This is a genomic window from Serratia sp. TSO36 (assembly GCF_057808395.1).
Genome location: NZ_JBJZOU010000011.1, coordinates 72,439 through 99,139 on the forward strand (window position 1 = coordinate 72,439; position 26,701 = coordinate 99,139).

The 26,701-nt window shown below is 58.8% G+C and carries 22 protein-coding genes; 18 read left to right on the top strand and 4 right to left on the bottom strand.

The genetic code is table 11. The features are described from left to right. The first annotated feature begins 107 nt into the window (after positions 1-107). Positions 108-1,781, top strand: coding sequence for a 30S ribosomal protein S1 (gene rpsA / locus ACK3CV_RS09065; RefSeq protein ID WP_004928267.1), 1,674 nt, complete (start codon positions 108-110; stop codon positions 1,779-1,781). Positions 1,782-1,843: 62 nt separating this feature from the next. Next, positions 1,844-2,128 carry an integration host factor subunit beta gene (gene ihfB / locus ACK3CV_RS09070; RefSeq protein WP_004928264.1) on the top strand — a complete coding sequence of 95 codons (285 nt, stop codon included), beginning with the start codon at positions 1,844-1,846 and terminating at the stop codon, positions 2,126-2,128. Here the strand turns inward: ihfB and ACK3CV_RS09075 are convergent. Continuing rightward, positions 2,125-2,271, bottom strand: coding sequence for a hypothetical protein (locus ACK3CV_RS09075; RefSeq protein ID WP_164037133.1), 147 nt, complete (start codon positions 2,269-2,271; stop codon positions 2,125-2,127). The genes ihfB and ACK3CV_RS09075 overlap by 4 nt on opposite strands. A gap of 137 nt (positions 2,272-2,408) precedes the next feature. On the opposite strand from ACK3CV_RS09075, the gene ACK3CV_RS09080 reads away from it, so the two are divergent. From ACK3CV_RS09080 to lpxK, 3 genes are read left to right on the top strand one after another with little or no spacing between them, the layout of a single operon-like run. After that, on the top strand, positions 2,409-4,679 hold the full coding sequence (locus ACK3CV_RS09080) for a ComEC family protein (RefSeq protein ID WP_489009829.1): 2,271 nt from the start codon (positions 2,409-2,411) through the stop codon (positions 4,677-4,679). A 35-nt stretch (positions 4,680-4,714) separates the two neighbouring features. After that, complete coding sequence (gene msbA, locus ACK3CV_RS09085; protein WP_021504329.1) at positions 4,715-6,463, top strand: lipid A ABC transporter ATP-binding protein/permease MsbA; 1,749 nt, start codon at positions 4,715-4,717, stop codon at positions 6,461-6,463. Continuing rightward, positions 6,463-7,443, top strand: a complete 981-nt coding sequence (gene lpxK / locus ACK3CV_RS09090) for a tetraacyldisaccharide 4'-kinase (RefSeq protein ID WP_033637855.1) — start codon at positions 6,463-6,465, stop codon at positions 7,441-7,443. The genes msbA and lpxK overlap by 1 nt, the downstream gene beginning before the upstream one ends. 2 nt (positions 7,444-7,445) lie before the next feature. Here lpxK and hglS read toward each other — a convergent pair whose 3' ends face one another. Beyond that, positions 7,446-8,852 (bottom strand): 2-oxoadipate dioxygenase/decarboxylase HglS, encoded by a 1,407-nt coding sequence (gene hglS / locus ACK3CV_RS09095; RefSeq protein WP_164037128.1) that lies wholly within the window; start codon positions 8,850-8,852, stop codon positions 7,446-7,448. Positions 8,853-9,377: 525 nt separating this feature from the next. Between hglS and cspE the strand changes: the two genes are divergently transcribed. From cspE to ACK3CV_RS09125, 6 genes are all read left to right on the top strand, one after another. Continuing rightward, positions 9,378-9,587: a transcription antiterminator/RNA stability regulator CspE gene (gene cspE / locus ACK3CV_RS09100; protein WP_019454537.1), complete on the top strand. Its 210-nt coding sequence runs from the start codon at positions 9,378-9,380 to the stop codon at positions 9,585-9,587. A gap of 221 nt (positions 9,588-9,808) precedes the next feature. After that, positions 9,809-10,030, top strand: coding sequence for a cold-shock protein (locus ACK3CV_RS09105; RefSeq protein ID WP_004928241.1), 222 nt, complete (start codon positions 9,809-9,811; stop codon positions 10,028-10,030). A 113-nt stretch (positions 10,031-10,143) separates the two neighbouring features. Continuing rightward, positions 10,144-11,370, top strand: a complete 1,227-nt coding sequence (locus tag ACK3CV_RS09110) for a winged helix-turn-helix domain-containing protein (RefSeq protein ID WP_033646612.1) — start codon at positions 10,144-10,146, stop codon at positions 11,368-11,370. A gap of 296 nt (positions 11,371-11,666) precedes the next feature. Beyond that, a complete protein-coding gene (locus tag ACK3CV_RS09115; protein ID WP_004928237.1) occupies positions 11,667-11,849 on the top strand; it encodes a Trm112 family protein in 183 nt (60 codons plus the stop codon). Then, complete coding sequence (kdsB, locus tag ACK3CV_RS09120; RefSeq protein WP_004928235.1) at positions 11,846-12,595, top strand: 3-deoxy-manno-octulosonate cytidylyltransferase; 750 nt, start codon at positions 11,846-11,848, stop codon at positions 12,593-12,595. Before ACK3CV_RS09115 ends, kdsB begins: the two co-directional genes overlap by 4 nt. Before the next feature lie 150 nt (positions 12,596-12,745). After that, complete coding sequence (locus ACK3CV_RS09125) at positions 12,746-13,642, top strand: YcbJ family phosphotransferase (RefSeq protein WP_033637859.1); 897 nt, start codon at positions 12,746-12,748, stop codon at positions 13,640-13,642. A gap of 7 nt (positions 13,643-13,649) precedes the next feature. Here the strand turns inward: ACK3CV_RS09125 and elyC are convergent, their stop codons facing one another. Further along, positions 13,650-14,423 carry an envelope biogenesis factor ElyC gene (gene elyC, locus ACK3CV_RS09130; protein ID WP_033637860.1) on the bottom strand — a complete coding sequence of 258 codons (774 nt, stop codon included), beginning with the start codon at positions 14,421-14,423 and terminating at the stop codon, positions 13,650-13,652. 152 nt (positions 14,424-14,575) lie between these two features. Between elyC and cmoM the strand changes: the two genes are divergently transcribed. The 7 genes from cmoM to ACK3CV_RS09165 all read left to right on the top strand — a co-directional run bounded on the left by cmoM (position 14,576) and on the right by ACK3CV_RS09165 (position 25,304). Continuing rightward, positions 14,576-15,361: a tRNA uridine 5-oxyacetic acid(34) methyltransferase CmoM gene (cmoM, locus tag ACK3CV_RS09135; protein ID WP_033646604.1), complete on the top strand. Its 786-nt coding sequence runs from the start codon at positions 14,576-14,578 to the stop codon at positions 15,359-15,361. Next, on the top strand, positions 15,358-16,680 hold the full coding sequence (gene mukF, locus ACK3CV_RS09140) for a chromosome partition protein MukF (protein WP_004928228.1): 1,323 nt from the start codon (positions 15,358-15,360) through the stop codon (positions 16,678-16,680). Before cmoM ends, mukF begins: the two co-directional genes overlap by 4 nt. After that, positions 16,661-17,389: a chromosome partition protein MukE gene (gene mukE / locus ACK3CV_RS09145; protein WP_033637863.1), complete on the top strand. Its 729-nt coding sequence runs from the start codon at positions 16,661-16,663 to the stop codon at positions 17,387-17,389. The genes mukF and mukE overlap by 20 nt, the downstream gene beginning before the upstream one ends. Beyond that, a complete protein-coding gene (gene mukB / locus ACK3CV_RS09150; RefSeq protein ID WP_164140792.1) occupies positions 17,386-21,834 on the top strand; it encodes a chromosome partition protein MukB in 4,449 nt (1,482 codons plus the stop codon). The genes mukE and mukB overlap by 4 nt, the downstream gene beginning before the upstream one ends. Positions 21,835-22,054: 220 nt before the next feature. Continuing rightward, positions 22,055-23,863 (top strand): L,D-transpeptidase, encoded by a 1,809-nt coding sequence (gene ldtD / locus ACK3CV_RS09155; protein ID WP_075206130.1) that lies wholly within the window; start codon positions 22,055-22,057, stop codon positions 23,861-23,863. A 180-nt stretch (positions 23,864-24,043) separates the two neighbouring features. Beyond that, positions 24,044-24,592 (top strand): peptidoglycan L,D-endopeptidase MepK, encoded by a 549-nt coding sequence (mepK, locus tag ACK3CV_RS09160; protein ID WP_033637866.1) that lies wholly within the window; start codon positions 24,044-24,046, stop codon positions 24,590-24,592. 64 nt (positions 24,593-24,656) lie between these two features. After that, positions 24,657-25,304, top strand: a complete 648-nt coding sequence (locus ACK3CV_RS09165) for an MBL fold metallo-hydrolase (RefSeq protein ID WP_049195843.1) — start codon at positions 24,657-24,659, stop codon at positions 25,302-25,304. A gap of 76 nt (positions 25,305-25,380) precedes the next feature. Here the strand turns inward: ACK3CV_RS09165 and ACK3CV_RS09170 are convergent, their stop codons facing one another. After that, positions 25,381-26,571: an amino acid aminotransferase gene (locus tag ACK3CV_RS09170; protein WP_039566691.1), complete on the bottom strand. Its 1,191-nt coding sequence runs from the start codon at positions 26,569-26,571 to the stop codon at positions 25,381-25,383. Between the last annotated feature and the right edge of the window lie 130 nt (positions 26,572-26,701).

A 26,701-nucleotide genomic window follows, 5' to 3' on the forward strand; every position in this document is an offset into this window, starting at 1 on the left:
AACCTTAAACCCTGTCGGCATGGAGCCAATGGCGGGGTATGTGAAACAACCCCATTCGGCGGGACGCTAAATGGACGTTAAACTAAAGAACCCTGAAGATTAACAACATGACTGAATCTTTCGCTCAACTCTTTGAAGAATCCTTAAAAGAAATCGAAACCCGCCCGGGTTCCATCGTTCGTGGCGTCGTTGTTGCTATCGACAAAGATATCGTGCTGGTTGACGCCGGTCTGAAATCTGAGTCTGCCATCCCGGCTGAGCAATTCAAAAACGCCCAGGGCGAGCTGGAAATCCAGGTTGGTGACGAAGTTGACGTTGCTCTGGATGCTGTTGAAGACGGCTTCGGTGAAACCCTGCTGTCCCGTGAGAAAGCTAAGCGTCACGAAGCTTGGATCACGCTGGAAAAAGCTTACGAAGAAGCTGAGACTGTAACCGGTGTTATCAACGGCAAAGTGAAGGGTGGCTTCACCGTCGAGCTGAACGGCATCCGCGCGTTCCTGCCAGGTTCCCTGGTTGACGTGCGTCCGGTACGTGACACTCTGCACCTGGAAGGCAAAGAGCTTGAGTTCAAAGTCATCAAGCTGGATCAGAAGCGCAACAACGTTGTCGTTTCTCGCCGTGCGGTTATCGAATCCGAGAACAGCGCTGAGCGCGATCAACTGCTGGAAAACCTGCAGGAAGGCATGGAAGTTAAAGGTATCGTTAAGAACCTCACTGACTACGGTGCATTCGTTGATCTGGGCGGCGTAGACGGCCTGCTGCACATCACTGACATGGCTTGGAAACGCGTTAAGCACCCAAGCGAAATCGTCAACGTTGGCGATGAAATCACTGTTAAAGTGCTGAAGTTCGACCGCGAGCGTACTCGTGTATCCCTGGGCCTGAAACAGCTGGGCGAAGATCCATGGGTTGCTATCGCGAAACGTTACCCAGAAGGCACCAAGCTGACTGGTCGTGTAACCAACCTGACTGATTACGGCTGCTTCGTAGAAATCGAAGAAGGCGTTGAAGGTCTGGTACACGTTTCTGAAATGGATTGGACCAACAAAAACATCCATCCGTCCAAAGTTGTTAACGTGGGCGACGTAGTGGAAGTGATGGTTCTGGACATCGATGAAGAACGTCGTCGTATCTCCCTGGGCCTGAAGCAGTGCAAATCCAACCCGTGGCAGCAGTTCGCAGAAACCCACAACAAGGGCGACCGCGTTGAAGGTAAAATCAAGTCTATCACTGACTTCGGTATCTTCATCGGCCTGGACGGCGGCATCGACGGCCTGGTTCACCTGTCTGACATCTCCTGGAACGTTGCAGGCGAAGAAGCAGTTCGTGAATACAAGAAAGGCGACGAAATCGCAGCGGTTGTTCTGCAAGTTGACGCAGAGCGCGAGCGTATCTCCCTGGGCGTGAAGCAGCTGGCTGAAGACCCGTTCAATAACTACCTGTCTATGAACAAGAAAGGTGCTATTGTTACTGGTAAAGTCACTGCAGTTGACGCCAAAGGTGCTACAGTTGAATTGGCAGGCGGCGTAGAAGGTTACCTGCGTGCATCTGAAGCCTCTCGCGACCGCATTGAAGATGCAACTCTGGTTCTGAACGTAGGTGACGAAGTTGAAGCCAAATTCACCGGCGTTGACCGTAAGAACCGCGTTGTAAGCCTGTCCGTACGTGCTAAGGACGAAGCTGACGAGAAAGACGCCATCGCAACTGTTAACAACAAACAGGAAGAAGGCAACTTCTCTAACGCAATGGCTGAAGCTTTCAAAGCGGCTAAAGGCGAGTAATGACGGGGGGCGGTCTCTGACCGCCCCGATACGGTAGTTTAGCTGCAAAGCTTGGAGGTACTATGACCAAGTCTGAACTTATTGAAAGACTTGCTGGCCAGCAATCTCATATTCCGGCGAAGGCCGTTGAGGATGCAGTGAAAGAGATGCTTGAGCACATGGCCGCAACGCTGGCCGAGGGCGAACGCATTGAGATCCGCGGATTCGGCAGTTTTTCTCTTCACTACCGTGCCCCGCGTGTAGGCCGCAACCCGAAAACCGGCGACAAAGTCGAGCTGGACGGCAAGTACGTTCCTCACTTCAAACCAGGCAAAGAGTTGCGTGACCGCGCCAATATCTATGGCTAGTCGCTGACTGACTGCCCATAGCGTTGTTGCTTGTAAAGAATATAAAACGGTGCCTTTAAGGCGCCGTTTTTTTTCGCCTGCAATTCCCCGAGATCTGCTTGTGAATTGCGTACCGCGCCGCATTTGCGGTGTGGCTGCTGCATATGCTTCTCTTATCCTGCCGTGCTCGCCGCATCCTCACTAAAGCCCGCTGGCGGCGACATGTCGCTTGAATAATCCTGCTTGCTCTTCGTGACGCGTTTTGGCTCATGGTGAAGCTGATGGGAGAAGAGCGATCAAAATTTCGCTGGATCTGGCGATATTCGCCGTTATCTGCGGCATCCTGCCGCTGCTGCTTTTACCGCAGTTGCCAGAGCAATGGTTGCTGTGGCCGATGCTGCTGGTCGCCGGTTTACTGCTGCGCACCCGTTGGCCGTTCTGCCGTTATTTGGCCTGCCTGGGATTGGGATTCATATGGGCAGTTTTCAACGCCGGAAGCCTGCTCGGGCAAATGGATCGCTTAAGCCGCGTGCCGGAAGTGACGGCGGTGGTGCAGATAAGCAGCGTCGCACTGGAGCCTGCCGTCAGTAAGCAGACCCTGATGCGCATCGAGCGGGTCGACGGTCATTGGCTGGTGCCTGCGCTGGCGTTTACCACGACATGGGCTCCGAAAGAGCAACGGCTGTGTGCCGGGCAGCGTTGGCAATTGAAACTGCGCATGCGGCCGGTGCATGGCAAGCTCAATGAAGGAGGCTTCGACAGCCAACGTTGGGCGATCGCACAGCGCCAGCCGTTGACCGCTCAGGTCAGGCAGGCGCGCTTGCTGGAGGGGAACTGCGGCCTGCGCCAGCGCATTATCAGCCATGCTGAAGCCAACATTGGTGAATTGCGTTACAAGACGGTGTTGCTGGCGTTGGCGTTTGGGGAAAGAACCGCGCTCGAACAGGCTTTGCGCACGCTGATGTTGAAAACCGGTATCGCTCATCTGATGGCCATATCGGGGCTACATGTTGCGATGGTCGCCATTTTGTTCTGGGCAGTGCTGCGCGCGCTGCAGTTTTTCCTCCCCGCCCATCTGATTGGTTATCGATTTCCGTTGATCGCGGGCTGGGTGGCGACGCTGATCTATGTTTGGTTGGTGGGCGCCCAGCCGCCGGCGGTGCGTACCGCGTTGGCGATGACGCTGTGGATGCTGCTGCGTTTGCGCGGCGTGCATTGCTCTTCATGGCAAGTGTGGCTGTGGTGCATCGGGCTTATTTTGCTGTGCGATCCGTTGGCGGTCTTGTCAGACAGTTTCTGGTTGTCGGTACTGGCGGTCGGGTGCCTGATTTTTTGGTTCGAGTGGGCACCGCTCGGCGAGCGATTTCGTTCGGCGTGGTATTGGGCGCCGGTGCGCTGGCTGCATATTCAGCTAGGCATGACGTTGCTGCTGGTGCCGATGCAGGCCGCGCTGTTTCTGGGCCTGACGTTGACCTCGCTGCCGGCCAATCTCTGGGCGGTGCCCATCGTCTCATTGGTGACGGTGCCGTTGATTTTGCTGGCGTTGATTTGCGGCATCTTCCCCTCGCTAAGTTACGGGCTTTGGTGGTTGGCGGATTTCACGTTGGGATGGGTGTTTGTGCCGTTAAATTATCTGCAGCGCGGTTGGGTGGATTTGGGGGCCGCCTCGTTGCTTGCCAGCGCGTCGGGATGGCTTCTCGTTATCTGTTGGCGCTTTCATTGGTGGTGGCGCTATGCGCCTGGACTGGCAGCGATAGCCATATGCTGCGTGTTATGGCGAGGTAAAGCACCGGATTACCATTGGCGAGTCGACATGCTCGATGTCGGGCACGGCCTGGCGGTGGTGATCGAGCAAAACGGCAAGGGGATACTGTACGACACCGGCGATCGTTGGGCGACAGGCAGTGCCGCAGAACGGCATATATTGCCGATGCTGAACTGGCGGGGCATTGAGCTGGAGCAGATCATTATCAGCCATATTCATCTCGATCATATCGGCGGGCTCCCGACGATGCGGCGAGCGTTCCCGCAAGCTACCGTGCGCAGCCCGATACGCGGGGAAGGGCATTTACCCTGCATCGCCGGCGAGCGTTGGCGCTGGCAGTCGTTGCAATTCGAGGTACTGTGGCCGCCGAAAATGCTCAAAAGGCCGGTTAATGACGACTCTTGCGTGATCCGTATCGACGACGGGAAATACAGTCTGCTGCTCACCGGCGATGCGGAAAAGAGGGCGGAGGCGCAGCTGCTCCGATTGCGGCGCGACCGCTTAACGGCCACGGTATTGCAGGTGGGGCACCATGGCAGCAAAACTTCCTCAACACCGCCTTTTTTGCGCGCGGTTAATCCCGAAGCTGCGCTGGCGTCCGCATCTCGTTACGGTAAATGGCGTTTGCCGGCGCGTAAAGTGGTCGCCCGATATCGGGCAAATGGCATTACATGGCACGATACGACGCGCTCCGGCCAGTTGTCGGTGCTTTTTTTCGACAACGATTGGCAAATTAAAGGCTTTCGCGAACAATTAATGCCCCGTTGGTACCATCAGCGGTTTGGCGTAGAGGGCGATAATGAGTAAAATAGGCCGCTATTTCTTCCGATGCTGGTATTTGCATGATGAATGATAAAGATCTCTCGACCTGGCAGACGTTCCGTCGACTCTGGCCGATGATCACTCCTTTTAAGACCGGGCTGATTGTGGCCGCCATTGCGTTGATTATGAACGCAGCGGGGGACACGCTGATGCTGTCTCTGCTTAAACCGTTATTGGACGATGGGTTTGGAAAAACCGACAGCAGCGTGCTGGTGTGGATGCCGCTGGCGGTGATTGCGCTGATGCTGATGCGCGGCGTGACCAGCTTTGTTTCAAGCTACTGCATTTCCTGGGTTTCCGGCATGGTGGTGATGCAGATGCGCCGCCGCCTGTTTGGCCACATGATGAGAATGCCGGTGGCCTTCTTCGATCAGCAATCCACCGGGACGTTGCTGTCGCGCATTACCTATGATTCCGAGCAGGTGGCGTCTTCTTCTTCCAGCGCGCTGGTGACCGTGGTGCGCGAAGGGGCCTCGATCATTGGCCTGTTCATCATGATGTTCTACTACAGCTGGCAGCTGTCGGTGATCCTGATCGTGCTGGCGCCGATCGTTTCCATCGCCATTCGCCTGGTGTCCAAGCGTTTTCGCAACATCAGCAAGAACATGCAGAACACCATGGGGCAGGTGACCACCAGCGCCGAACAGATGCTGAAAGGCCATAAAGAAGTGCTGATCTTCGGTGGCCAGCAGGTGGAAACCGAGCGCTTTAACTCGGTGAGCAACCGCATGCGTCAACAGGGCATGAAACTGGTCTCTGCGTCTTCCATTTCCGATCCGATCATTCAGCTGATCGCTTCGCTGGCCCTGGCGTTCGTGCTGTTTGCCGCCAGCTTCCCGAGCGTGATGGAAACCCTGACCGCCGGCACCATTACCGTGGTGTTCTCGTCAATGATCGCGCTGATGCGTCCGCTGAAGTCGCTGACCAACGTCAATGCCCAGTTCCAGCGTGGGATGGCGGCCTGCCAGACGCTGTTCTCCATCTTGGATATGGAACAGGAAAAAGACACCGGCACCCGCGAAGTGAAGCGCGCGAAAGGCGACATCGAATTCCGCAACGTCACCTTCTACTATCCGGCTAAAGAAACGCCGGCGCTGCGTGATATCAACCTGAAAATCGCCGAAGGCAAGACTGTGGCGTTGGTGGGCCGCTCGGGTTCGGGTAAATCCACCATCGCCAACCTGCTGACGCGCTTCTACGATATTCAGGAAGGCGAAATCCTGATGGATGGCCACGATCTGCGTGAATATACCCTGGCCTCACTGCGTAATCAGGTGGCGCTGGTCTCGCAAAACGTGCACCTGTTCAACGATACCATCGCCAATAACATCGCCTATGCGCGCGAGAGCGAATACAGCCGCGAGCAGATTGAGAAAGCGGCCGAAATGGCGTACGCGATGGACTTCATCAACAAGATGGAAAACGGCCTGGATACGGTGATCGGTGAAAACGGCGTGATGCTGTCCGGCGGCCAACGTCAGCGCATCGCCATCGCGCGTGCTTTGCTGCGCGATTGCCCGATCCTGATCCTGGATGAGGCGACTTCTGCGCTGGATACCGAATCCGAGCGTGCCATTCAGGCCGCACTGGACGAGCTGCAGAAAGACCGCACTTCGCTGGTGATCGCACACCGTCTGTCGACGATTGAGAAGGCGGACGAGATCCTGGTGGTGGAGGACGGTCGCATCGTCGAACGCGGCGAACACGCCGAGTTGCTTGAACGGCAGGGCGCCTATGCGCAACTGCACCGCATGCAGTTTGGTCAATAATGATTGAGCGCATTTGGTCCGGCGGTTCGCTGCTTTATCTGGCGCTGTTGCCGCTCTCCTGGCTGTATGGCCTGTTCAGCTGGCTGATCCGCCTCAGCTACCGCTGTGGCCTGCGCAAAAGCTGGCGTTCGCCGGTGCCGGTGGTGGTGGTGGGCAACCTCACCGCCGGTGGCAACGGCAAAACGCCGATGGTGATCTGGCTGGTGGAACACCTGCAGCAGCGGGGCTATCGCGTTGGTGTGGTGTCACGCGGTTACGGCGGTAAGTCGGCGGTCTATCCCCTGGTGCTCAATCAGAATACCTCGACCCGCGAGGCGGGCGATGAGCCGGTGCTGATTTATCAGCGGACCGGTGCGCCCGTGGCGATCGCGCCCAAGCGAGCAGAGGCGGTGCAGGCCTTGCTGCAACAACAGCCGCTGGATGCGATCGTCACCGACGATGGCTTGCAGCACTATGCTTTACAGCGTGACTTCGAGCTGGTGGTCATCGACGGCGTGCGTCGCTTCGGCAACGGCTGGTGGTTGCCGGCCGGGCCGATGCGCGAGCGTGCTGCGCGGCTTGGCAGCGTCAATGCGCGCGTCGCCAATGGCGGCGTGGCGCAGGCCGGGGAAATTGCCATGCGCCTGCAGGCGCGTGATGCGGTGAACCTGCTGAGCGGTGAACGTCGCCCGGCGGCCGAGCTGCCGCGCGTGGTAGCGATGGCGGGCATCGGCCATCCGCCGCGTTTCTTCGCGACGTTGGAAAAATTGAACGTCGAGGTGGTGCAGGAAGTGGCGTTTGCCGATCATCAGGAATATCAGCAGGCGCAGCTGGCGGCGCTGGTTGCTGCCGATCAAACGCTGTTGATGACGGAGAAGGACGCGGTGAAATGTCGCGCCTTTGCCCAGCCCAATTGGTGGTATTTGCCGGTTGATGCGGTGCTACCGTCCGCTCAGGCTGAGCAACTGCTGCAGGATATCGAATCTCTGCTGACCAAGTAACCTCAGGATGTCAGCGTGGCAAGCCCCAAGGCTTGCGCGCAGGCTTCCAGCGAACGCTGCTGGGTTTGCTGATACAGCGCCAGCTCGTCGATCACCTCACTGCCCAACGATTGTTCAAACGTTGCCCGGCTGGAAGCGGCGTTGTACTGCGCGTGGTGGCTGTCCCCCAGATTCGACTGGAAAATCCCCGCGGCGCTGACCGGCAGAAAATCTTCATACACCAGCGGCTGGAAGCGAACGTGTTCCTTCTCGATCAGTTGCTCCAGAGTGCTGTGCTTATCCAGCGACTCTTTGGCCGCCAGGCCGCATTCGGTCGGGAAATAGCGGAACCAGGCCAGCTGTTGCTCGCGCAGCGTGGCGTAATCATCCGGAAACGCCCGGAAGTTTTCCTCCAACAGTTGATAGTAGCGCTCGGCATTCTTCTCGCTCGGCGGCCCCTGCAGCGCATCGTTGGTGGCCTGCAGCAGACGGTCGTAGAGTTCTCGTCCTTTCGTCGTCAGCGCCACACCGCGCTGTTCGATCTCGCCGAAGCGCGCGGTATGGTGGCCGGCGACGGCGCGGCCGTCATGCTCAACGAAATCGACGCGTTCTTCCAACGCCTTGAAGCTGGTTTGGCGCAGCAGGATCGCGCGACGGCGGCGCGGCGGGCCCTCGATGACCGCCTTGGGCGTAATGCCGCGGCCGGGCATCGCCTGCTGAACGCGATCGATATCCAGCGTGCGCGGTGTCAGATGGTTGATATGCGGCCCTTTAAACGCCACCACGTCGGCGATCAGGCGATGCTGATCGTGCAGCTGCCGGTATTCTTCGGCGCTGACCGTCGCCTGGTTGTGCCAGCGGAAGGTTTCCAGTGCTTGCTCGACAAATTCTTGCGCCTGCACTTCATTCAGCCCGCCTTGCGCTTCCTGCAGCGCGATCAGCTCCAGCGCGCGATCGGTAAAGATGCGGCGGCGCGCCAGCAAGCGCTCGGCCAGCGCACGCAGCGCGGGATCTTCTATCAGTTCCAGGCGCAGCAGGGAGGTGAACACGCGGAAAGGGCTGATCTGCAGCGCGTCTTCGTGTACGGCGCGAAAAGCGGTGGAGTGCACCGGAACGCCCGCCACCGACAGGTCATAGTAACCGACCGGCGCCATGCCCATCACCCGGAACAGGCGGCGCAGGGTGGCCAGCTCGTCCGCGGTGCCGACCCGGATGGCGCCGTGGCGCTCCATCGCCAGGCGTTCTATCTCGCCGGTAATTTGCAGTTGATGAGCCAGTGCGGCATCTTCGCGCAGAACCTGTCGGTTGGTTTCCGCCACCAGCTCCAGCAGATCGCCGTACAGCGGCACCTCCTTTTGATACATGTCCGACATCGCGTGAGAGAATCTGGCGCGGATTTCATTAGGTGAAACGAACTGCTGGGCGGTCATGCGCATAGCTCCTTGATTCAGCATAATCTGAAAAATCGTGTTTTTAGCGGCAAAAGTGCTGGCGAAAAAGCCGTCTGCCTTGTTTTCCCCTCAAGTTTAGCTATCTGGTTTGGGATTTGTTATAGACGTGGCAAGCATATTAGAGTTTTATGCGTCAGCTCTCATTTGCAGCGCACAGACGGGCAAAAGATGCCCTGGCGAGGGGAGATACGCGGTGGTTCGGCCGCGGCGACCATTAAATTAAGTCATGCATATTCAGGGAGATAAAAATAAATTCGGCTTATTTATGAATTTAAGGCAATAAACCTCTTGTGCATTCACCAGTTTTATGAGTAAATGCAAGTCGGCCTGTAATCCAGACCTATTTATGTTCGAGTTTAGAGTTAAGCAGTTCCTCCAAAAACGTTATCATCCGATTCCGCTTCAAAGACGAACCTTCTAAGTACCTCCCATAAGTAATGTTTCTGAAACGGCCCCAATTGCCTCTTATGGCAGGTTTTGTAAATATATTTAAAGGTAAATGTAATGTCTAAGAAGACTGGTCAGGTTAAGTGGTTCAACGAAAGCAAAGGTTTTGGTTTCATTGAGCAGAACGACGGCGGCAAAGATGTATTCGTACACTTCTCCGCAATCATGACCGACGGTTTCAAGACCCTGGCTGAAGGCCAGCGCGTCGAGTACACCATCCAGGACAGCCCGCGCGGGCCGGCTGCCGCCAACGTAGTTGCTCTGTAAGAATACAGGGAACGCGTATAAGAGATCTTAATACAACCATGGTGATGCGTCAGCGCTGAGTCATGCGGAAGATATTAAGTTCAACAAGCCCGCCTTAGTGCGGGTTTTTTATTTTTTGCTCACGAGAGGTTTGTTACGAAAAACTTTAGGATGGGCTGGTAGCGTCCAGACAATATAAAAAATGACGTTGTCAAGGATGCTCAAGTAAAAGGATATAAGTTATGTTTAAAAATACTGTGTTAAAAATGGGCCGCGTGAAATGGTTTAATCAGGCCGAAGGCTATGGTTTTATTTCACCGGTAGATGGTAGCGACGAAATCTATGTCAATCGCAACGCTATCGCCAACACCAAAAATAAGTCGTTGAACGAAGGTCAGAACGTCGAGTTCTCGATCTATCGCAGCTCACATGGGCTGTCCGCGGCAGACGTTATCGCGTTCTGATCGCATCCACCTTCCTCGCCAGTGCCGGTGTCGCCACCCGCATGCACTGGCGAAGATAAATCCCTCGATATCCACTATTATCAGGCCATTGCCTACTTGCCACGGATATCAGGATGACCACCCCGATAATTTCCCTTACCGCCGCTCGCGCGCTGCACCTTGCCGCCCAGGGGCTGCTTTCTCCGCTTAAACGCCAGGCTCGGCCCGACGACGTCGTGAACGCGATCCAGCGCATGGGGCTGTTACAAATCGATACCATTAGCGTCGTTGCCCGCAGCCCGTATCTGGTGCTGTTCAGCCGTTTGGGGGCCTATCAACCGGAATGGCTGGAGCAGGCGCTCGCCGGCCGCAAGCTGTTCGAGTATTGGGCGCACGAAGCCTGTTTCCTGCCGATCGAGGATTTTGGTCTGCTGCGGCATCGCATGCTGGCGCCGCATGATATGGGCTGGAAATATTCCGCCGACTGGGTGCAGCAGCACCAGGCGGCGATGGACAACCTGCTGCGGCACATCGAACAACAGGGGCCGGTGCGCTCCGCCGATTTCAGCGCCGAGAAGAAAGGCAACAGCGGATGGTGGGACTGGAAACCGGAGAAGCGGCATCTGGAGATCCTGTTTACCGCCGGTAAGCTGATGGTGGCCGAGCGTCGCAACTTCCACCGGGTTTACGATCTGACCGAAAGGCTGCTGCCGGCCTGGGACGATGCGCGTCATGCGCTGCCTGCGGAGCGGGCGCGCCGGCAAATGTTGCATCGCACCTGCCGCTATCTGGGCATTTTCCGCGCCGAATGGTTGGCGGATTACTATCGGCTGAAACGCGTGGCGCCAAAAACTTTGCTGGCAGAGCTGCAGGATCAGGGGGAGATTTCGCCGGTGCGGGTAGAGGGGCTGGAAGGGCAGTTCTATGTGCATGGCTCACTGACGGAACTGCTGCCGCTGGCGGAACAGGGCAAGCTGAAATCGACGGTCACCAGCCTGCTGTCGCCGTTTGATCCGGTGGTTTGGGATCGCCGCCGGGCGCTCGAGCTGTTCAACTTTGACTATCGGCTGGAGTGCTACACGCCGAAAGAAAAACGCCGCTATGGCTACTTCACCTTGCCGGTGCTGCATCGGGGTGAACTGGTGGGGCGCATTGACGCCAAGGCGCACCGCCGCCAGGGGGTGTTTGAGATCATCAGCTTTCATGCGGAGCCGCGGGTGCGCTTTGGCAAACGGCGGGCCCAGGATATTCGGCAGGCCATCGCGCGTATGGCCAAATGGCACGGCGCGCAACGCGTCGCGCTGGGCGACATTCCGGCGGCGTTGGCCGCTGAATGGGGTGCCGGCTGGGAAGTGGGATAACGAGCGACGCCGTCGGTGGGGTAAAACGAAGTTCAGCGCCGCTCGTTACAAAGGGGCTCAGTGGCTGAAGTTAGCGAACAGAGCGATGATTTTATGCAGACGTTTGATCACGTATCACGGCCTTTTTGTGATTTGTATCACAAAATTCTACGCCGGGATGCGCCGCAGTTCAAGCTGTTGCGCCGGCGCGCTGAGGAAATATCGGTGGGTTGGCGCCGCCGGTGATTAACCTGAGGCCGGGCGTTATGCTATCCTCACTGCCTTTCCCTGATGACCAATCCCCTAGCGGAGGATGCATGGACCACCGTTTACTCGAAATCGTTGCCTGCCCGGTATGTAACGGCAAACTCTATTTCAATAAAGAAAACCAGGAACTGGTGTGCAAAGCGGACGGGTTGGCTTACCCGCTGCGCGACGGCATTCCGGTGCTGTTGGAAAATGAAGCGCGTGCGCTGTCGCTGGATGAGAAGCACGCATGAGTTTTATCGCTATTATTCCCGCCCGCTACGCCTCAACCCGTTTGCCGGGCAAACCGCTGGCCGATATTCACGGCAAGCCGATGGTGGTGCACGTGATGGAGCGCGCCCGCGAGTCCGGCGCCAGCCGCGTCATCGTGGCGACCGATCACCCTGAAGTCGCCAAAGCGGTGGAAGCCGCCGGCGGCGAAGTGTGCATGACCAGCCCGGATCACCATTCCGGCACCGAGCGTCTGGCGGAAGTGATCGCGCACTACGGCTTTGCCGACGATCAGATCATCGTTAACGTGCAGGGCGACGAACCGCTGATCCCGCCGGTGATCGTGCGTCAGGTGGCTGAGAACCTGGCGGGCAGCCAGGCCGGCATGGCGACGCTGGCAGTGCCGATCGAGAGCGCCGAAGAGGCTTTCAACCCCAACGCGGTGAAGGTCGTGATGGACGCGCAGGGCTACGCGCTCTATTTCTCTCGCGCCACCATTCCGTGGGATCGCGAGCGTTTCGCCGCGTCGAAAGAGAGCATCGGCGACAGCCTGCTGCGTCATATCGGCATCTACGCCTATCGCGCCGGCTTCGTGCGCCGCTACGTCAGCTGGGCGCCGAGCCAACTGGAGCAGATCGAGCTGTTGGAACAGCTGCGGGTGCTGTGGTACGGTGAAAAAATCCACGTGGCGGTCGCGAAAGCGATCCCGAGCGTGGGGGTCGATACGCCGGAAGATCTCCAGCGCGTGCGCGACAGCATTCAACCCTGAGCCTGAGTTCGTCGGCGCGGCGCGCAACGCGCCGACGATGTAATACCCTCCATTATTGATCCCCGTTTTGTTGATCTGCGTTGAAGAATTTTTCCGCTCACCGTTCGATGATGTTACGCATCCCCCCTATTAGCCAGAGGTGAATGCCTTATGGAGCAGTTACGCGCCGAACTGAGCATTGTGCTGGGTGAGTCCATCAGCCGGCTGGAGCGGGTGAGCGAGCAGCCTTATGCGCATATGTATTCGCTGTACGATCGGCAGGGCAACGCGATCCCGCTGATGGCGAAAAGCTTTATCTGTCAGGGTATCGCCCAGCAGGAGGCGTACAAGCTGTCAATGCTGGCGCGCGACGGGGATATTCGCCTGCCTACGGTGTACGGCGTGGTGTGTACCCACCAGGCGCCGTACAAGGAAATCCTGCTGATCGAGCGCCTGCGCGGCGTGTCGGCTGAAGCGCCGACGCGTTCGCCGGATCGCTGGAATATGCTGATGGAGCAGATCGTTGACGGGATATTGGCCTGGCACCGCATCGACAGCCACGGCAGCGTCGGCAGCGTTGACAGCACGCAGGAGAACGACTGGTTTTGCTGGTATCAACAGCGGGTCGAAGTGCTGTGGGCGACGGTGGTCAATCTCACCACCCCGCAGCTGACCATGGCGGATCGCCGTTTGCTGTACCGCACGCGCGAAGCGCTGACCCATTTTTTCGTCGGCTTCGACGATCCTTGCGTTCTGGTGCACGGCAACCTGTCGCTGCGCAGCATGCTGAAAGATCCCAAAAGCGATCAACTGCTGGCGATGCTCAATCCCGGCGTGGTGCTGTGGGCGCCACGCGAATACGATCTTTTCCGCCTGTGCGAGGCGGGTATGCCCAGCCAACTGCTGTTCAGCTATCTGCAGCGCGCGCCGGTCGCCGACGCTTTTCTGGCGCGGCGCTGGCTGTACGTGGTGTGGGAAGCGGTGGGGCGTTTGATCCATACCGGCAAGCTGGAGCGGCGGCCGTTCGACTATGCGTCGCAACAGCTGCTGCCCTGGCTGGCCGGTTGAACGGGCCTTACTCGGCGCCGGCGCGGTCCGCGCCTTTCAGCCACTGCCACAGGCTGCCCAGCGTTTCATACCAGGCGCGCTCGGTATGGCCGAGGAACATTGACGACGGCGTGGCGCGATCCCAGATATTCAGCGGCGAGTCGATCGCCAACTGGTTGGCCGGCGCCGGGATCGGGTGCAGGCCCTTGGCCTTGAAGAAACGCATGGCGCGCGGCAGATGGTTGGCGGAGGTCACCAGAATGAACGGTTGATCGCCGACCAACTTGGCGACCTGAGCGGCCTCTTGCTCGGTATCGCGCGGTTCCCCCAGGATCACCATATCGCTGCGCGGCACGCCCAGGCTTTCGGCCACCAGCGCCGCCGTGGCGGCGTTGCTTTGCATGCGTCCGGCGGACGCGCCGGTAAACACCATCCTGGCGCCGGGATGCGCAAGATAAAGCCGCACGCCTTCCGTCACGCGCGGCAGACTGTTGCCGAGCAGGTTCGAGCTGGGCGCCCAATCGGGATTGTAGGTATAGCCCCCGCCCAATACCACGATGTAGCTGACCGGATCGTTGCCGCGATAAGTCTGGTATTCGGCTTCGATCGGCCGCAGCAGCCGGTCGGCCACCGGTTGCAGGCTGAAAAGCAGTAAAAACAGCCAGCTCAGCGTGAAAATCGTCTTACCGCTTTTTTGCCAGCGGGTGAACCACAGCAGCAGCAGCGCCAGCCCCATCAGCAGCATCAACAGCGGCAGCGGCATCAGCAGGGCGCCAAAGAACTTTTTCAGGTTGAACAGCATCGAAAATCAGATCCTTTTGGGTGAAAAAGCGGCATCCAGGCATAAACCGGCCGCAAGAAGATACATTCTAAGCCAGTCTGTGCCAAAATAGCAGGTTTGAATGGGCGTGCGCTTTGCCGCCGACAAGAATGAGATCAGCGGAGCCGTTGTCCATGCAGGATCGCAATTTTGACGATATTGCTGAAAAATTTGCGCGTAATATTTACGGCACCACGAAAGGAAAAATCCGCCAGGCGGTGGTTTGGCAGGATCTGACCGGGCTGCTGGCGCAGTTGCCGCAGCGGCCGCTGCGCATCCTCGACGCCGGGGGCGGTGAAGGCCATATGGCCTGCCAACTGGCAGAATTAGGACATCAGGTGTTGTTGTGCGATCTTTCTGGTGAGATGATCCAGCGCGCCGCGCAGCTGGCGGAGCAGAAAGGTGTGAGCCAGAACATGCAATTCGTACAAAGTTCTGCGCAGGATATCGCTCAACATTTGGAACAGCCGGTTGATCTGATATTGTTTCATGCAGTGCTTGAATGGATTGCCGAGCCCGAAGCGGCGCTGCGGGCGTTGTATGACTGCCTGACGCCGGGCGGCGCGCTGTCGCTGATGTTTTTCAACGCCAACGGCCTCTTGATGCGCAACGTGGTGTTGGGTAATTTCCAACTGGTGGATCCCGAGGTCAGGCGGCGCCGCAAGCGTTCGCTGTCGCCGCAATATCCGCACGATCCGCTATTGGTCTACGGTTGGCTGGAACAGCTGGGCATGCGCATCAGCGGCAAAACCGGGGTGCGGGTGTTCCACGACTATCTGCAGAGCAGACAGCTGCAAACACAAAAATTTGAAGAGTTACTGGCGCTTGAACAGCACTATTGCCGGCAGGAGCCGTACGTGAGTTTGGGGCGCTATATTCACGTCATGGCGCATAAACCAAACCTGAAGGACGAACTATGAGTGAATTTTCCCAGACAGTACCCGAACTGGTCGCCTGGGCACGGAAAAATGATTTCTCTATTTCGCTCCCTACTGAGCGTCTCGCATTTTTGCTCGCCATCGCCACCCTGAACGGCGAACGGCTGGACGGCGAGATGAGCGAAGGTGAGCTGGTTGATGCATTTCGCCATGTCAGCAAGGGTTTTGAACAGACGCATGAAACGGTGGCGATGCGCGCCAACAATGCGATCAACGACATGGTGCGCCAGCGCCTGTTGAACCGCTTTACCAGCGAACTGGCGGACGGTAACGCGATTTACCGCCTCACGCCGCTGGGCATCGGCATTACCGATTACTATATTCGCCAACGCGAATTCTCCACGCTGCGTCTGTCGATGCAGCTGTCTATCGTGGCGCAGGAGCTCAAGCGCGCCGCCGACGCCGCCGACGAGGGCGGTGACGATTTCCATTGGCACCGCAACGTGTTCGCGCCGTTGAAATATTCGGTGGCGGAAATCTTCGACAGCATCGACATGACCCAACGCGTGATGGACGAGCAGCAGCAGAGCGTGAAAAACGACATCGCGGCGCTGCTGAGCAAAGACTGGCGGGCGGCGATCTCCAGCTGCGAGATGCTGCTGTCGGAAACCTCGGGCACCCTGCGCGAGCTGCAGGATACGCTGGATGCGGCGGGCGACAAGCTGCAGGCCAACCTGCTGCGCATCCAGGACGCCACCCTCGGCAACGTGGAGCTGGGCTTCGTCGACAAGCTGGTGTTCGATCTGCAAAGCAAGCTGGATCGCATCATCAGCTGGGGCCAGCAGGCGATTGACCTGTGGATCGGCTACGATCGCCACGTGCATAAATTTATCCGTACCGCTATCGATATGGATAAAAACCGCGTGTTCGCCCAACGCCTGCGCCAGTCGGTGCAAACCTATTTCGACCACCCGTGGGCGCTGACCCATGCCAATGCCGATCGTCTGCTGGACATGCGCGACGAAGAACTGGCGCTGCGCAGCGAGGAAGTGACCGGGGAACTGCCGCCGGATCTGGAGTTCGAAGAGTTCAGCGAAATTCGCGAACAGCTGGCGGCGATGATCGAAGAGGCGCTGAAGGTGTATCAGGAACAGCAGATGCCGCTCAACCTTGCAGCGGTGATGCGCGATTATCTGGCGCAATATCCGCGTGCGCGTCATTTCGACGTGGCACGTTTAGTGGTCGACCAGGCAGTGCGCCTCGGTGTGGCTGAAGCAGATTTCTCAGGGTTGCCGGCGGAATGGCAGGCAATCAATGATTACGGAGCCAAGGTCCAGGCCCATGTCATCGACAAATATTGAACAAGTAATGCCAGTCAAGCTGGCCAAGGCACTGTCCAACTCGCTGTTCCCGGCGCTGGACAGCCAACTGCGCGCGGGTCGTCACATCGGTATCGATGAGCTGGACAACCACGCTTTTTTAATGGATTTCCAGGATGAGCTGGAAGAATTTTACACCCGTTACAGCGTCGAGCTGATTCGGGCGCCGGAAGGTTTCTTCTATTTGCGCCCGCGCTCTACCACGCTGATCCCGCGCTCGGTGCTGTCCGAGCTGGATATGATGGTGGGTAAGATCTTGTGCTACCTGTACCTCAGCCCCGAGCGCCTGGCGCACGAAGGCATTTTCAGCCATCAGGAGCTGTACGACGAGCTGCTGAGCCTGGCCGATGAGAACAAGCTGCTGAAGTTCGTTAATCAGCGCTCCACCGGTTCGGATCTCGATCGGCAGAAGCTGCACGAAAAGGTGCGCACCTCGCTGAACCGCCTGCGCCGCCTTGGCATGGTTTACTTCATGGGCAATGACAGCAGCAAGTTCCGCATTACCGAGGCGGTGTTCCGCTTCGGCGCCGACGTGCGCAGCGGCGACGATCCGCGTGAAGCGCAGCTGCGCATGATTCGCGACGGCGAAGCGATGCCGGTTGAAACCAGTCTGTCGCTGAACGATGAGAATGAGGCTGAGGATCAGCAGGTTGATAACGCTCCTGACGGTGCAGAGGATGAACAGGAATGATTGAACGCGGTAAATTTCGCTCGCTGACGCTGGTTAACTGGAACGGCTTCTTTGCCCGCACCTTTGATCTGGATGAGCTGGTGACCACGCTGTCCGGCGGTAACGGGGCAGGGAAATCCACCACCATGGCGGCTTTCGTCACCGCACTGATCCCCGATCTGACGCTGCTGCACTTCCGTAACACCACCGAAGCGGGCGCCACCAGCGGCTCGCGCGATAAAGGCCTGCACGGCAAGCTGCGCGCCGGCGTGTGCTACTCCACCCTCGACGTCGTCAACTCGCGCCACCAGCGCGTGGTGGTCGGCGTGCGCTTGCAGCAGGTAGCGGGGCGCGATCGCAAGGTCGACATCAAACCGTTCACCATCCAGGGCCTGCCGACTGCGGTGCAGCCGACCGAACTGCTGACCCAGACCGTGGGTGAGCGCCAGGCGCGCGTGCTGTCGCTGCAGGAACTGAAGGATCGCGTGGAAGAGATGGAGGGCGTGCAGTTCAAGCAGTTCAACTCCATCACCGATTACCACTCGCTGATGTTCGATCTGGGCGTGATCCCGAAACGCCTGCGTTCGTCCGCCGATCGCAGCAAATTCTACCGTCTGATTGAAGCGTCGCTGTACGGCGGTATCTCAAGCGCCATCACCCGCTCGCTGCGCGACTACCTGCTGCCGGAAAACAGCGGCGTGCGCAAGGCGTTCCAGGATATGGAAGCGGCGCTGCGCGAAAACCGCATGACGCTGGAAGCGATCCGCGTCACCCAGTCGGATCGCGATCTGTTCAAGCATCTGATCTCCGAGGCCACTTCCTATGTGGCGGCGGACTATATGCGCCACGCCAACGAACGCCGCATCCATCTGGACGGCGCGCTGGCGCTGCGCAGCGATCTGTTGGGCAGCCGCAAGCAGCTGGCCGCCGAACAGTATCGCCATGTGGAAATGGCGCGCGAGCTGAGCGAACAGAGCGGTGCCGAATCCGATCTGGAAACCGATTACCAAGCCGCCAGCGACCACCTGAATCTGGTGCAGACGGCGATGCGTCAGCAGGAGAAGATCGAGCGCTATGAAGCCGATCTGGAAGAGCTGACCTACCGTTTGGAAGAGCAGAACGAAGTGGTGGCCGAGGCCAGCGAGCAACAGGCCGAAAATGAAGCGCGCGCCGAAGCGGCCGAGCTGGAAGTGGATGAGCTGAAGAGCCAACTGGCCGACTACCAGCAGGCGCTCGACGTGCAGCAGACCCGCGCCATTCAGTACCAGCAGGCGCTGCAGGCGCTGGAGCGCGCACGCGCGCTGTGCCAACTGCCGGACCTGACCGCAGACAACGCCGAACAGTGGCTGGATACCTTCCAGGCCCGCGAGCAGGAGGCGACCGAAGCGCTGCTGATGCTGGAACAGAAGCTGAGCGTGGCCGACGCCGCGCACGGCCAGTTCGAACAGGCCTATCAGCTGGTGGGTAAAATCGCCGGCCAGGTCAGCCGCAGCGAAGCCTGGCAGTGCGCGCGCGAATTGCTGCGCGACTGGCCTTCGCAGCAACACCTCGCCGAGCGCGTTCAGCCGCTGCGCCTGCGCCTGAGCGAACTGGAACAGCGCCTGCGCTCGCAGCAGGACGCCGAGCGCCTGCTGCAAGAGTTTTGCAAACGCCATGGCCAAGAGTACCAGCCTGACGATCTCGATATGCTGCAGCAGGAGCTGGAAGAGCGCCTGGAAGCGCTGTCGCAGAACGTCAGCGAAGCCGGCGAACGCCGCATGGAGATGCGCCAGGAGCTGGAGCAGATCCAGCAGCGCATCCGTGAGCTGACGGCGCGCGCGCCGGTGTGGCTGGCGGCGCAGGACGCTCTGAGCCAGCTCAGCGATCAGAGCGGAGAGCCGCTGGAAAACAGCCAGCAGGTGACCGAATACATGCAGCAGCTGCTGGAGCGCGAGCGTGAAACCACCGTCGAGCGCGACGAAGTGGCGGCCCGCAAACGTGAAGTGGAAGCGCAGATCGAACGTCTCAGCCAGCCGGGCGGCGCGGAAGATCAACGCCTGGTCACGCTGGCCGAACGTTTCGGCGGCGTGCTGCTGTCGGAAATTTACGATGACGTCACCATCGACGACGCGCCTTACTTCTCGGCGCTGTACGGCCCTTCGCGCCACGCCATCGTGGTGCCGGATCTGTCGCTGGTGCGCGAGATGCTGGAAGGGCTGGAAGATTGCCCGGAAGATCTTTACCTGATCGAAGGGGATCCGCAGTCGTTCGATGACAGCGTATTCGCCGTCGAAGAGCAGGAAAAAGCGGTGGTGGTGAAAATCGCCGATCGCCAGTGGCGTTATTCCCGCTACCCGGAAGTGCCGCTGTTCGGCCGCGCGGCGCGCGAAAACCGCCTGGAAGTGCTGCATGCCGAGCGTGAAACGCTGGCGGAGCGCTATGCCACGCTGTCGTTCGACGTGCAGAAAACCCAGCGTTCGCACCAGGCTTTCAGCCGCTTTATCGGTACCCATCTGGCGGTGGCGTTCGACGCCGATCCAGAAGCGGAGATCCGCGGCCTGAACGCCCGCCGTGGCGAGATCGAACGTGCGCTGAACAATCACGAAGCGCAGAACCAGCAGCAGCGTCAGCAGTACGATCAGGCCAAAGAGGGTATTTCCGCGCTCAACCGCCTGATGCCGCTGGTGTCGTTGCTGAACGATGAAACGTTGCAGGACCGCGTCGACGAGATGCGCGAAGAGCTGGAAGAAGCGCAGGACGCCGCGCGTCATATTCAGCAGCACGGCGTGTCGCTGGCCAAGCTGGAGCCGCTGCTGTCGGTGCTGCAGAGCGATCCGCAGCAGCATGAACAGCTGCAGCAGGATTACGCGCAGGCGCAAAGCGTGCAGCGTCAGGCGAAACAGCAGGCGTTCGCGCTCACTGAAGTGGTGCAGCGTCGCGCGCACTTCAGCTATACCGACTCCGCCGGCATGCAGAACGCCAACAACGATCTGAACGACAAGCTGCGCCAGCGTCTGGAGCAGGCGGAAGCCGAACGCGCCCGCGCCCGTGAGCAGCTGCGTCAGTATCAAACCCAGTTCACCCAGTACAGTCAGGTGCTGGCTTCGCTGAAAAGCTCGTACGACGCCAAGCGCGACATGCTGAAAGAGCTGAGCCAGGAGCTGGTGGATATCGGCGTGCAGGCCGACGCCAACGCCGAAGCGCGCGCGCGTCAGCGCCGCGACGAGCTGCATGCGGCGCTGAGCAACAACCGCGCTCGCCGCAATCAGCTGGAGAAACAGCTGACCTTCTGCGAAGCCGAAATGGACGGCCTGCAGAAGAAGCTGCGCAAGCTGGAACGCGATTATCACCAGCTGCGCGAGCAGGTGGTGACCGCCAAGGCGGGCTGGTGCGCGGTGATGCGCCTGGTGAAAGACAACGGCATGGAACGCCGCCTGCACCGCCGCGAGCTGGCGTATATGGATGGCGACGAGCTGCGCTCGATGTCGGATAAGGCGCTCGGTGCGCTGCGTCTGGCCGTGGCAGATAACGAACACCTGCGCGATGTGCTGCGCCTGTCGGAAGATCCGAAGCGGCCGGAGCGTAAGATTCAGTTCTATATCGCGGTGTACCAGCACCTGCGCGAGCGCATCCGCCAGGACATCATCCGCACCGACGATCCGGTCGAGGCCATCGAACAGATGGAAATCGAGCTGGGCCGTCTGACCGAAGAGCTGACCGCGCGCGAGCAGAAGCTGGCGATCAGTTCGAAAAGCGTGGCCAACATTATTCGCAAAACCATTCAGCGCGAACAGAACCGCATTCGCATGCTGAACCAGGGGCTGCAGGCCGTTTCCTTCGGCCAGGTGAAGAGCGTGCGGCTGAACGTCAATGTGCGCGAAGCGCACGCCACTCTGCTGGACGTGCTCTCCGAGCAGCAGGAACAGCATCAGGATCTGTTCAACAGCAACCGCCTGACCTTCTCCGAAGCGTTGGCCAAACTGTATCAGCGCCTGAATCCGCAGATCGACATGGGGCAGCGCACGCCACAGACCATCGGCGAGGAGTTGCTGGACTACCGCAACTACCTGGAGATGGAAGTGGAGGTATACCGTGGCTCCGACGGCTGGCTGCGTGCGGAAAGCGGCGCGTTGTCTACCGGTGAAGCCATCGGTACCGGGATGTCAATCCTGGTGATGGTGGTGCAGAGCTGGGAAGAAGAGTCCCGTCGCCTGCGCGGCAAAGACATCTCGCCGTGCCGCCTGCTGTTCCTCGATGAAGCGGCGCGTCTGGATGCCAAGTCGATCGCCACGCTGTTCGAACTGTGCGACCGTCTGGAGATGCAGCTGATCATCGCGGCGCCGGAAAACATCAGCCCGGAGAAGGGCACCACCTATAAACTGGTGCGTAAGGTGTTTCAGAACCACGAGCATGTGCACGTGGTGGGGCTGCGCGGTTTCGCCGGCGAGCCGCCGGCGCTGGGTGCTGCGCCGGTTGAAACGCCGTAACGTAGAAAAACGCCCTAAAAATCCGAAAATAGCCGCCGCAGGGTGGCTATTTTTTTGTGCGCGTGGATGATAGTCCTGCTTTTTTATCCGTTGAAAAGCGGTTAGTTTAATCACATAAACAGTTATTCGGCGCCCGCAGGGCGAAACGGCCTTTCTGTTTGTATACTGAAACTATATGCAGTTTTTGACGTTTTTTTTGTGAGCATACAGGGGGCAAGGGATGTTGCTTAAAAAGGGAAACTCTCTACGACGTTTGGCGCTGAGTGGCGCTATCGCCTGTAGTCTTGTGTCGTCGTTTTCCGCATCGGCCACCGTCCCGGCGTTGCCGGTGGCATCAGCAGGCATGTCCGTTGCGCAGAGCCGTTCTGAACTGCTGGCCGCGTTGCCGCGCGGCATGGATTTGCACTACCTGTCCACGCTGGCGCCGCTGTATGCGGCGAATCACATGCAGCCGATGTGGCAAGATCGCGAAGCCGTTCAGCAGTTTCAGCAGCAGCTGGCCGAGCTGGCGATGTCCGGCGTGCAGCCACAGTTCACCCAATGGGTGAAGATGTTGACCGATCCGGCGCTCAGTGAAGCGGGCCGCGATGCGGTGCTGTCCGATGCGATGCTGGGCTATTTGCAGTTCGTCTCCGCCATCGGTGCCAACGGCAACAACTGGCTGTACAGCAATATTCCCTACAAGCTTGGCTTGCCGCCCACCGCGGTGATCAACCAATGGCAGCTGGCGGTGCGCCAGGCGCGTACTCTGAGCTACGTGAATTCGCTCGCGCCGCAGCATCCGCAATACGCCAAGATGCATCAGGCGCTGCGCGACATGCTGGCGGACAATCGTCCCTGGCCGCAGGTGGGCAGCGGCCCGAGCCTGCGTCCAGGCCAAATGAGCAATGATATTCCGGCGCTGCGTGAGATCCTGACGCGCACCGGTATGCTCGCCGCCTCGGCGCCGGAAGCGGATCCGGAACCGGCGGTGGTCTCGGCGAAGATCAATGAGCCCGACGACGGCGGGCTGACGGTAGACGAAGAGAAAAGCCGCGTGACGGTCAGCCCATCGGCAGCGCCGGTGACGGAGCTGACCGCGGAACAGACGCCGCCGCAGATTGGCAGCGTGGTGAGCGATAACCTCTATACCGACGAACTGGTGGAGGGTGTCAAGCGCTTCCAGAAATGGCAAGGGCTGACGGCGGATGGCGTGATCGGCGTGCGCACCCGCGAGTGGCTCAACGTGTCACCGAAAACCCGCGCCGCGCTGCTGGCGCTGAATATCCAGCGCCTGCGGATCCTGCCGGGGCATGTCGGTACCGGCATCATGGTGAACATTCCCAACTACTCGCTGACCTACTACCAGAACGGCAATGAGGTGCTGTCTTCCCGCGTTATCGTCGGGCGGCCGAGCCGCAAGACGCCGCTGATGAGCAGCGCGTTGAATAACGTGGTGGTCAACCCGCCGTGGAACGTACCGACTACCCTGGTGCGTGAGGACATTGTGCCGAAGGCGATGCGTGACGGTAACTACTTCCAGAAACACGGCTATACCGTGCTGTCGGGCTGGAGCAACGATGCGGAAGTGATCAACCCGGCGATGATCGACTGGAGCATGGTCTCTGCGCGCAACTTCCCGTATCGCGTGCGTCAGGCGCCGGGCGCCACCAACTCGCTGGGGCGCTTCAAGTTCAATATGCCGAGTTCGGACGCCATCTACCTGCACGATACCCCGAACCACAGCCTGTTCCAGAAAGACATCCGCGCGCTCAGCTCCGGCTGCGTGCGGGTGAACAAGGCTTCCGATTTGGCGAATATGCTGCTGCAGGACGCCGGCTGGAACAACAGCCGCGTATCTTCCACGCTGAAAGAAGGGAATACCACTTATGTGAATATTCGCCAGCGTATTCCCGTAAAACTGTATTATCTGACCGCCTGGGTTTCGGATGACGGCCAACCGCAATTCCGTACAGATATTTACAATTATGATAATACGGTGCGATCGGGCGCACAAATTTTGGCTCAGGCCAAAAAATTAATGCAGTAAATGCAGTAATTATAAATAAATAACGGTCAGAATGTTTGGCTATACCGCAGGCCCTCGTAGCCGGGGGCCTGTAAACCTAGGCGTATCGCGGGTTGACTCAGCATACGCAGGCGGTTATGGTTCGGACAGTGCGCTGCTTTGTGCATTTATTTTGACATTCTTGCCGGGTTTAACAGAGTCATGGACAAAATTGATCATCACCGCCGTAAATGGCTGGCGCTAGGTGGCGCCGCTATGGGCATAGCGCTGCTTCCAGGGCAGGCGTTTGCCAGTATTTCCACCGCTCGACCGCGTATTTTAGTGTTGAATAACCTGAATACCGGTGAATCTATTAAAGCCGAGTTCTTTGACGGCAAAGGTTACAATAAAGAAGAGTTGGTGCGGCTAAATCATCTGTTCCGCGATTATCGCGCCAACAAGGTTAAATCGATCGATCCCCGCTTGTTTGATCACCTCTATCGCCTGCAGGGGCTGCTGGGCACCAGCAAGCCGGTGCAGCTGATCTCCGGATACCGTTCCGTAGATACCAACAACGAACTGCGTGCGCATAGCCGCGGCGTGGCCAAGCACAGCTACCACACCAAAGGCCAAGCGATGGATTTCCATATCGAAGGCATCCAATTGAGTAATATCCGTAAAGCGGCGTTAAAAATGCGCGCCGGTGGTGTAGGATATTACCCACGTAGCAACTTCGTACACATCGATACCGGCCCGGTTCGGACCTGGTAATCGCTGTGCCATCAGTGAATAACGCCGCCCCTTGCGGATGCGGCGTTATTGTCGTTGGAGCCTTATGAAATACCATCTTATTCCCGTTACCGCCTTTAGCCAGAATTGCAGCCTGATTTGGTGCGAAAACACGCAGCAGGCGGCGTTGGTCGATCCCGGCGGTGAAGCCGAGAAAATCAAAGCGGAAGTCGCGCGGCAGGGGGTGACGATCACTCAGATTCTGCTGACGCACGGTCATTTGGATCACGTCGGTGCGGCGGCGGAGCTGGCGGACCATTATCAGGTGCCGATCTACGGCCCGGATAAAGAAGACGCGTTTTGGCTGGACGGTTTGCCGGCGCAGAGTCGGATGTTTGGACTGGAAGAGTGCGCGCCGCTGACGCCGACCCGCTGGCTGTTGGAAGGCGATGAGATGCAGGTGGGCGAGATGACGCTCAAGGTGTTGCATTGCCCTGGGCACACGCCGGGCCACATCGTCTTTATCAATGAGCAGGCGCGTTTGGCGCTGGTGGGCGACGTGCTGTTTAACGGTGGCGTGGGGCGCAGCGACTTCCCGCGCGGTGACCATCAGGCGCTGATCGCCTCTATTCGCACCAAACTGCTGCCGTTGGGCGACGACATGCGCTTTATTCCCGGCCACGGCCCGATGTCGACCTTCGGCCACGAGCGCCAGACCAACCCGTTCCTGCGCGAAGAGCCGGCGGTGTGGTAACGATTATTTCCCGGCAGAAATAATCAAGGGCGCATAGAGCGCCCTTTTTTACGATTTATGGCCTGCTTCGATGCCTTTAGAGCACGGCGACGATGGCTTCACACAGCGGCGCCATGTTGTCCGGCGTCATGCCGGCCACGTTCACCCGGCCCGAGTTCACGGCGTAGACGCCGAACTCTTCGCGCAGACGCAGCACCTGTTCTTTGGTCAGGCCGCTGAACGAGAACATGCCGTTCTGTTGGATGATGAAGCTGAAGTCCTGCTGCGCGCCTTTCTCCTGCAGGGTGTTCACGAACAGCTGACGCATGCGGTGAATACGCTGGCGCATGTCGGTCAGCTCCTGCTCCCACATCGCGCGTAGCGCATCGTTGCCCAGAATGGTGGCGACAACCGCCGCGCCGTGTGACGGCGGGTTGGAGTAGTTGGCGCGAATGGCCGCTTTCACCTGGCTGAAGGCGCGATCGGCGGTTTCGGCATCGGCAGCCACAAGGGTGCAAGCGCCGACGCGCTCATTGTACAGGCCGAAGTTTTTCGAGTAGGAGCTGGCAACGATCAGCTCTTGATGTTTGGCGGCGAAAATACGCAGGCCCTGCGCATCTTCTTCCAGACCGTTGGCGAAGCCCTGGTAGGCGAAATCGAACAGCGGCAGCCAGCCATTGGCGACGGAAAGCTCAGCCAGCTGTGCCCACTGTTCCGCCGTTGGATCGATACCGGTCGGGTTATGGCAGCAGCCGTGGAACAGCACCACATCACCGGCCTGTGCCTGTTTCAGGCTGTTCAGCAGGCCGTCAAAGTCCAACGCGTGGTTGGCGGCGTCGTAGTAGGCGTACTCCAGCACTTCCAGGCCTACGGCGCTAAAGACGTTCTTGTGGTTTGGCCAGCTTGGGTTGCTGATCCAGATGCGCTTGGCGCTGGTCTGGTTGGCGATAAAGTCTGCCGCCACGCGCAGGCCGCCGGTGCCGCCGGGCGTCTGTGCGGTACGCGCGCGCCGCGCGGTAACGATCGGGCTCTCTTTGCCGAACAGCAGCTCTTGCGTGCAGCTGGCGAACGCCGGGATGCCTTCAATGCCGAGATAGTTTTTGGTGGTCTCGTTTTCCAGCAGATACTGTTCAGCTTTTTTTACGCTGGTCAGCACCGGCGTTTTGCCGGTTTCGTCTTTATAAACGCCAATCCCTAAATTGATTTTATTCGGGCGGGCGTCGGCGCGGAAAATGTCGGTCAGGCCCAGGATCGGGTCGGCGGGTGCGGCGGTGATTTTTTCAAACATGTCAGGTGCTTCCAAATCTCGGAGTTAAGCAGACAGAAGCATCAGGGTAGCGCCAGTTATCGGCTTTGCCAACCGTTTGCGATAAAAACACCGCGATCTTGTGAACGGGAAGGATTCGACAGAAAAAATG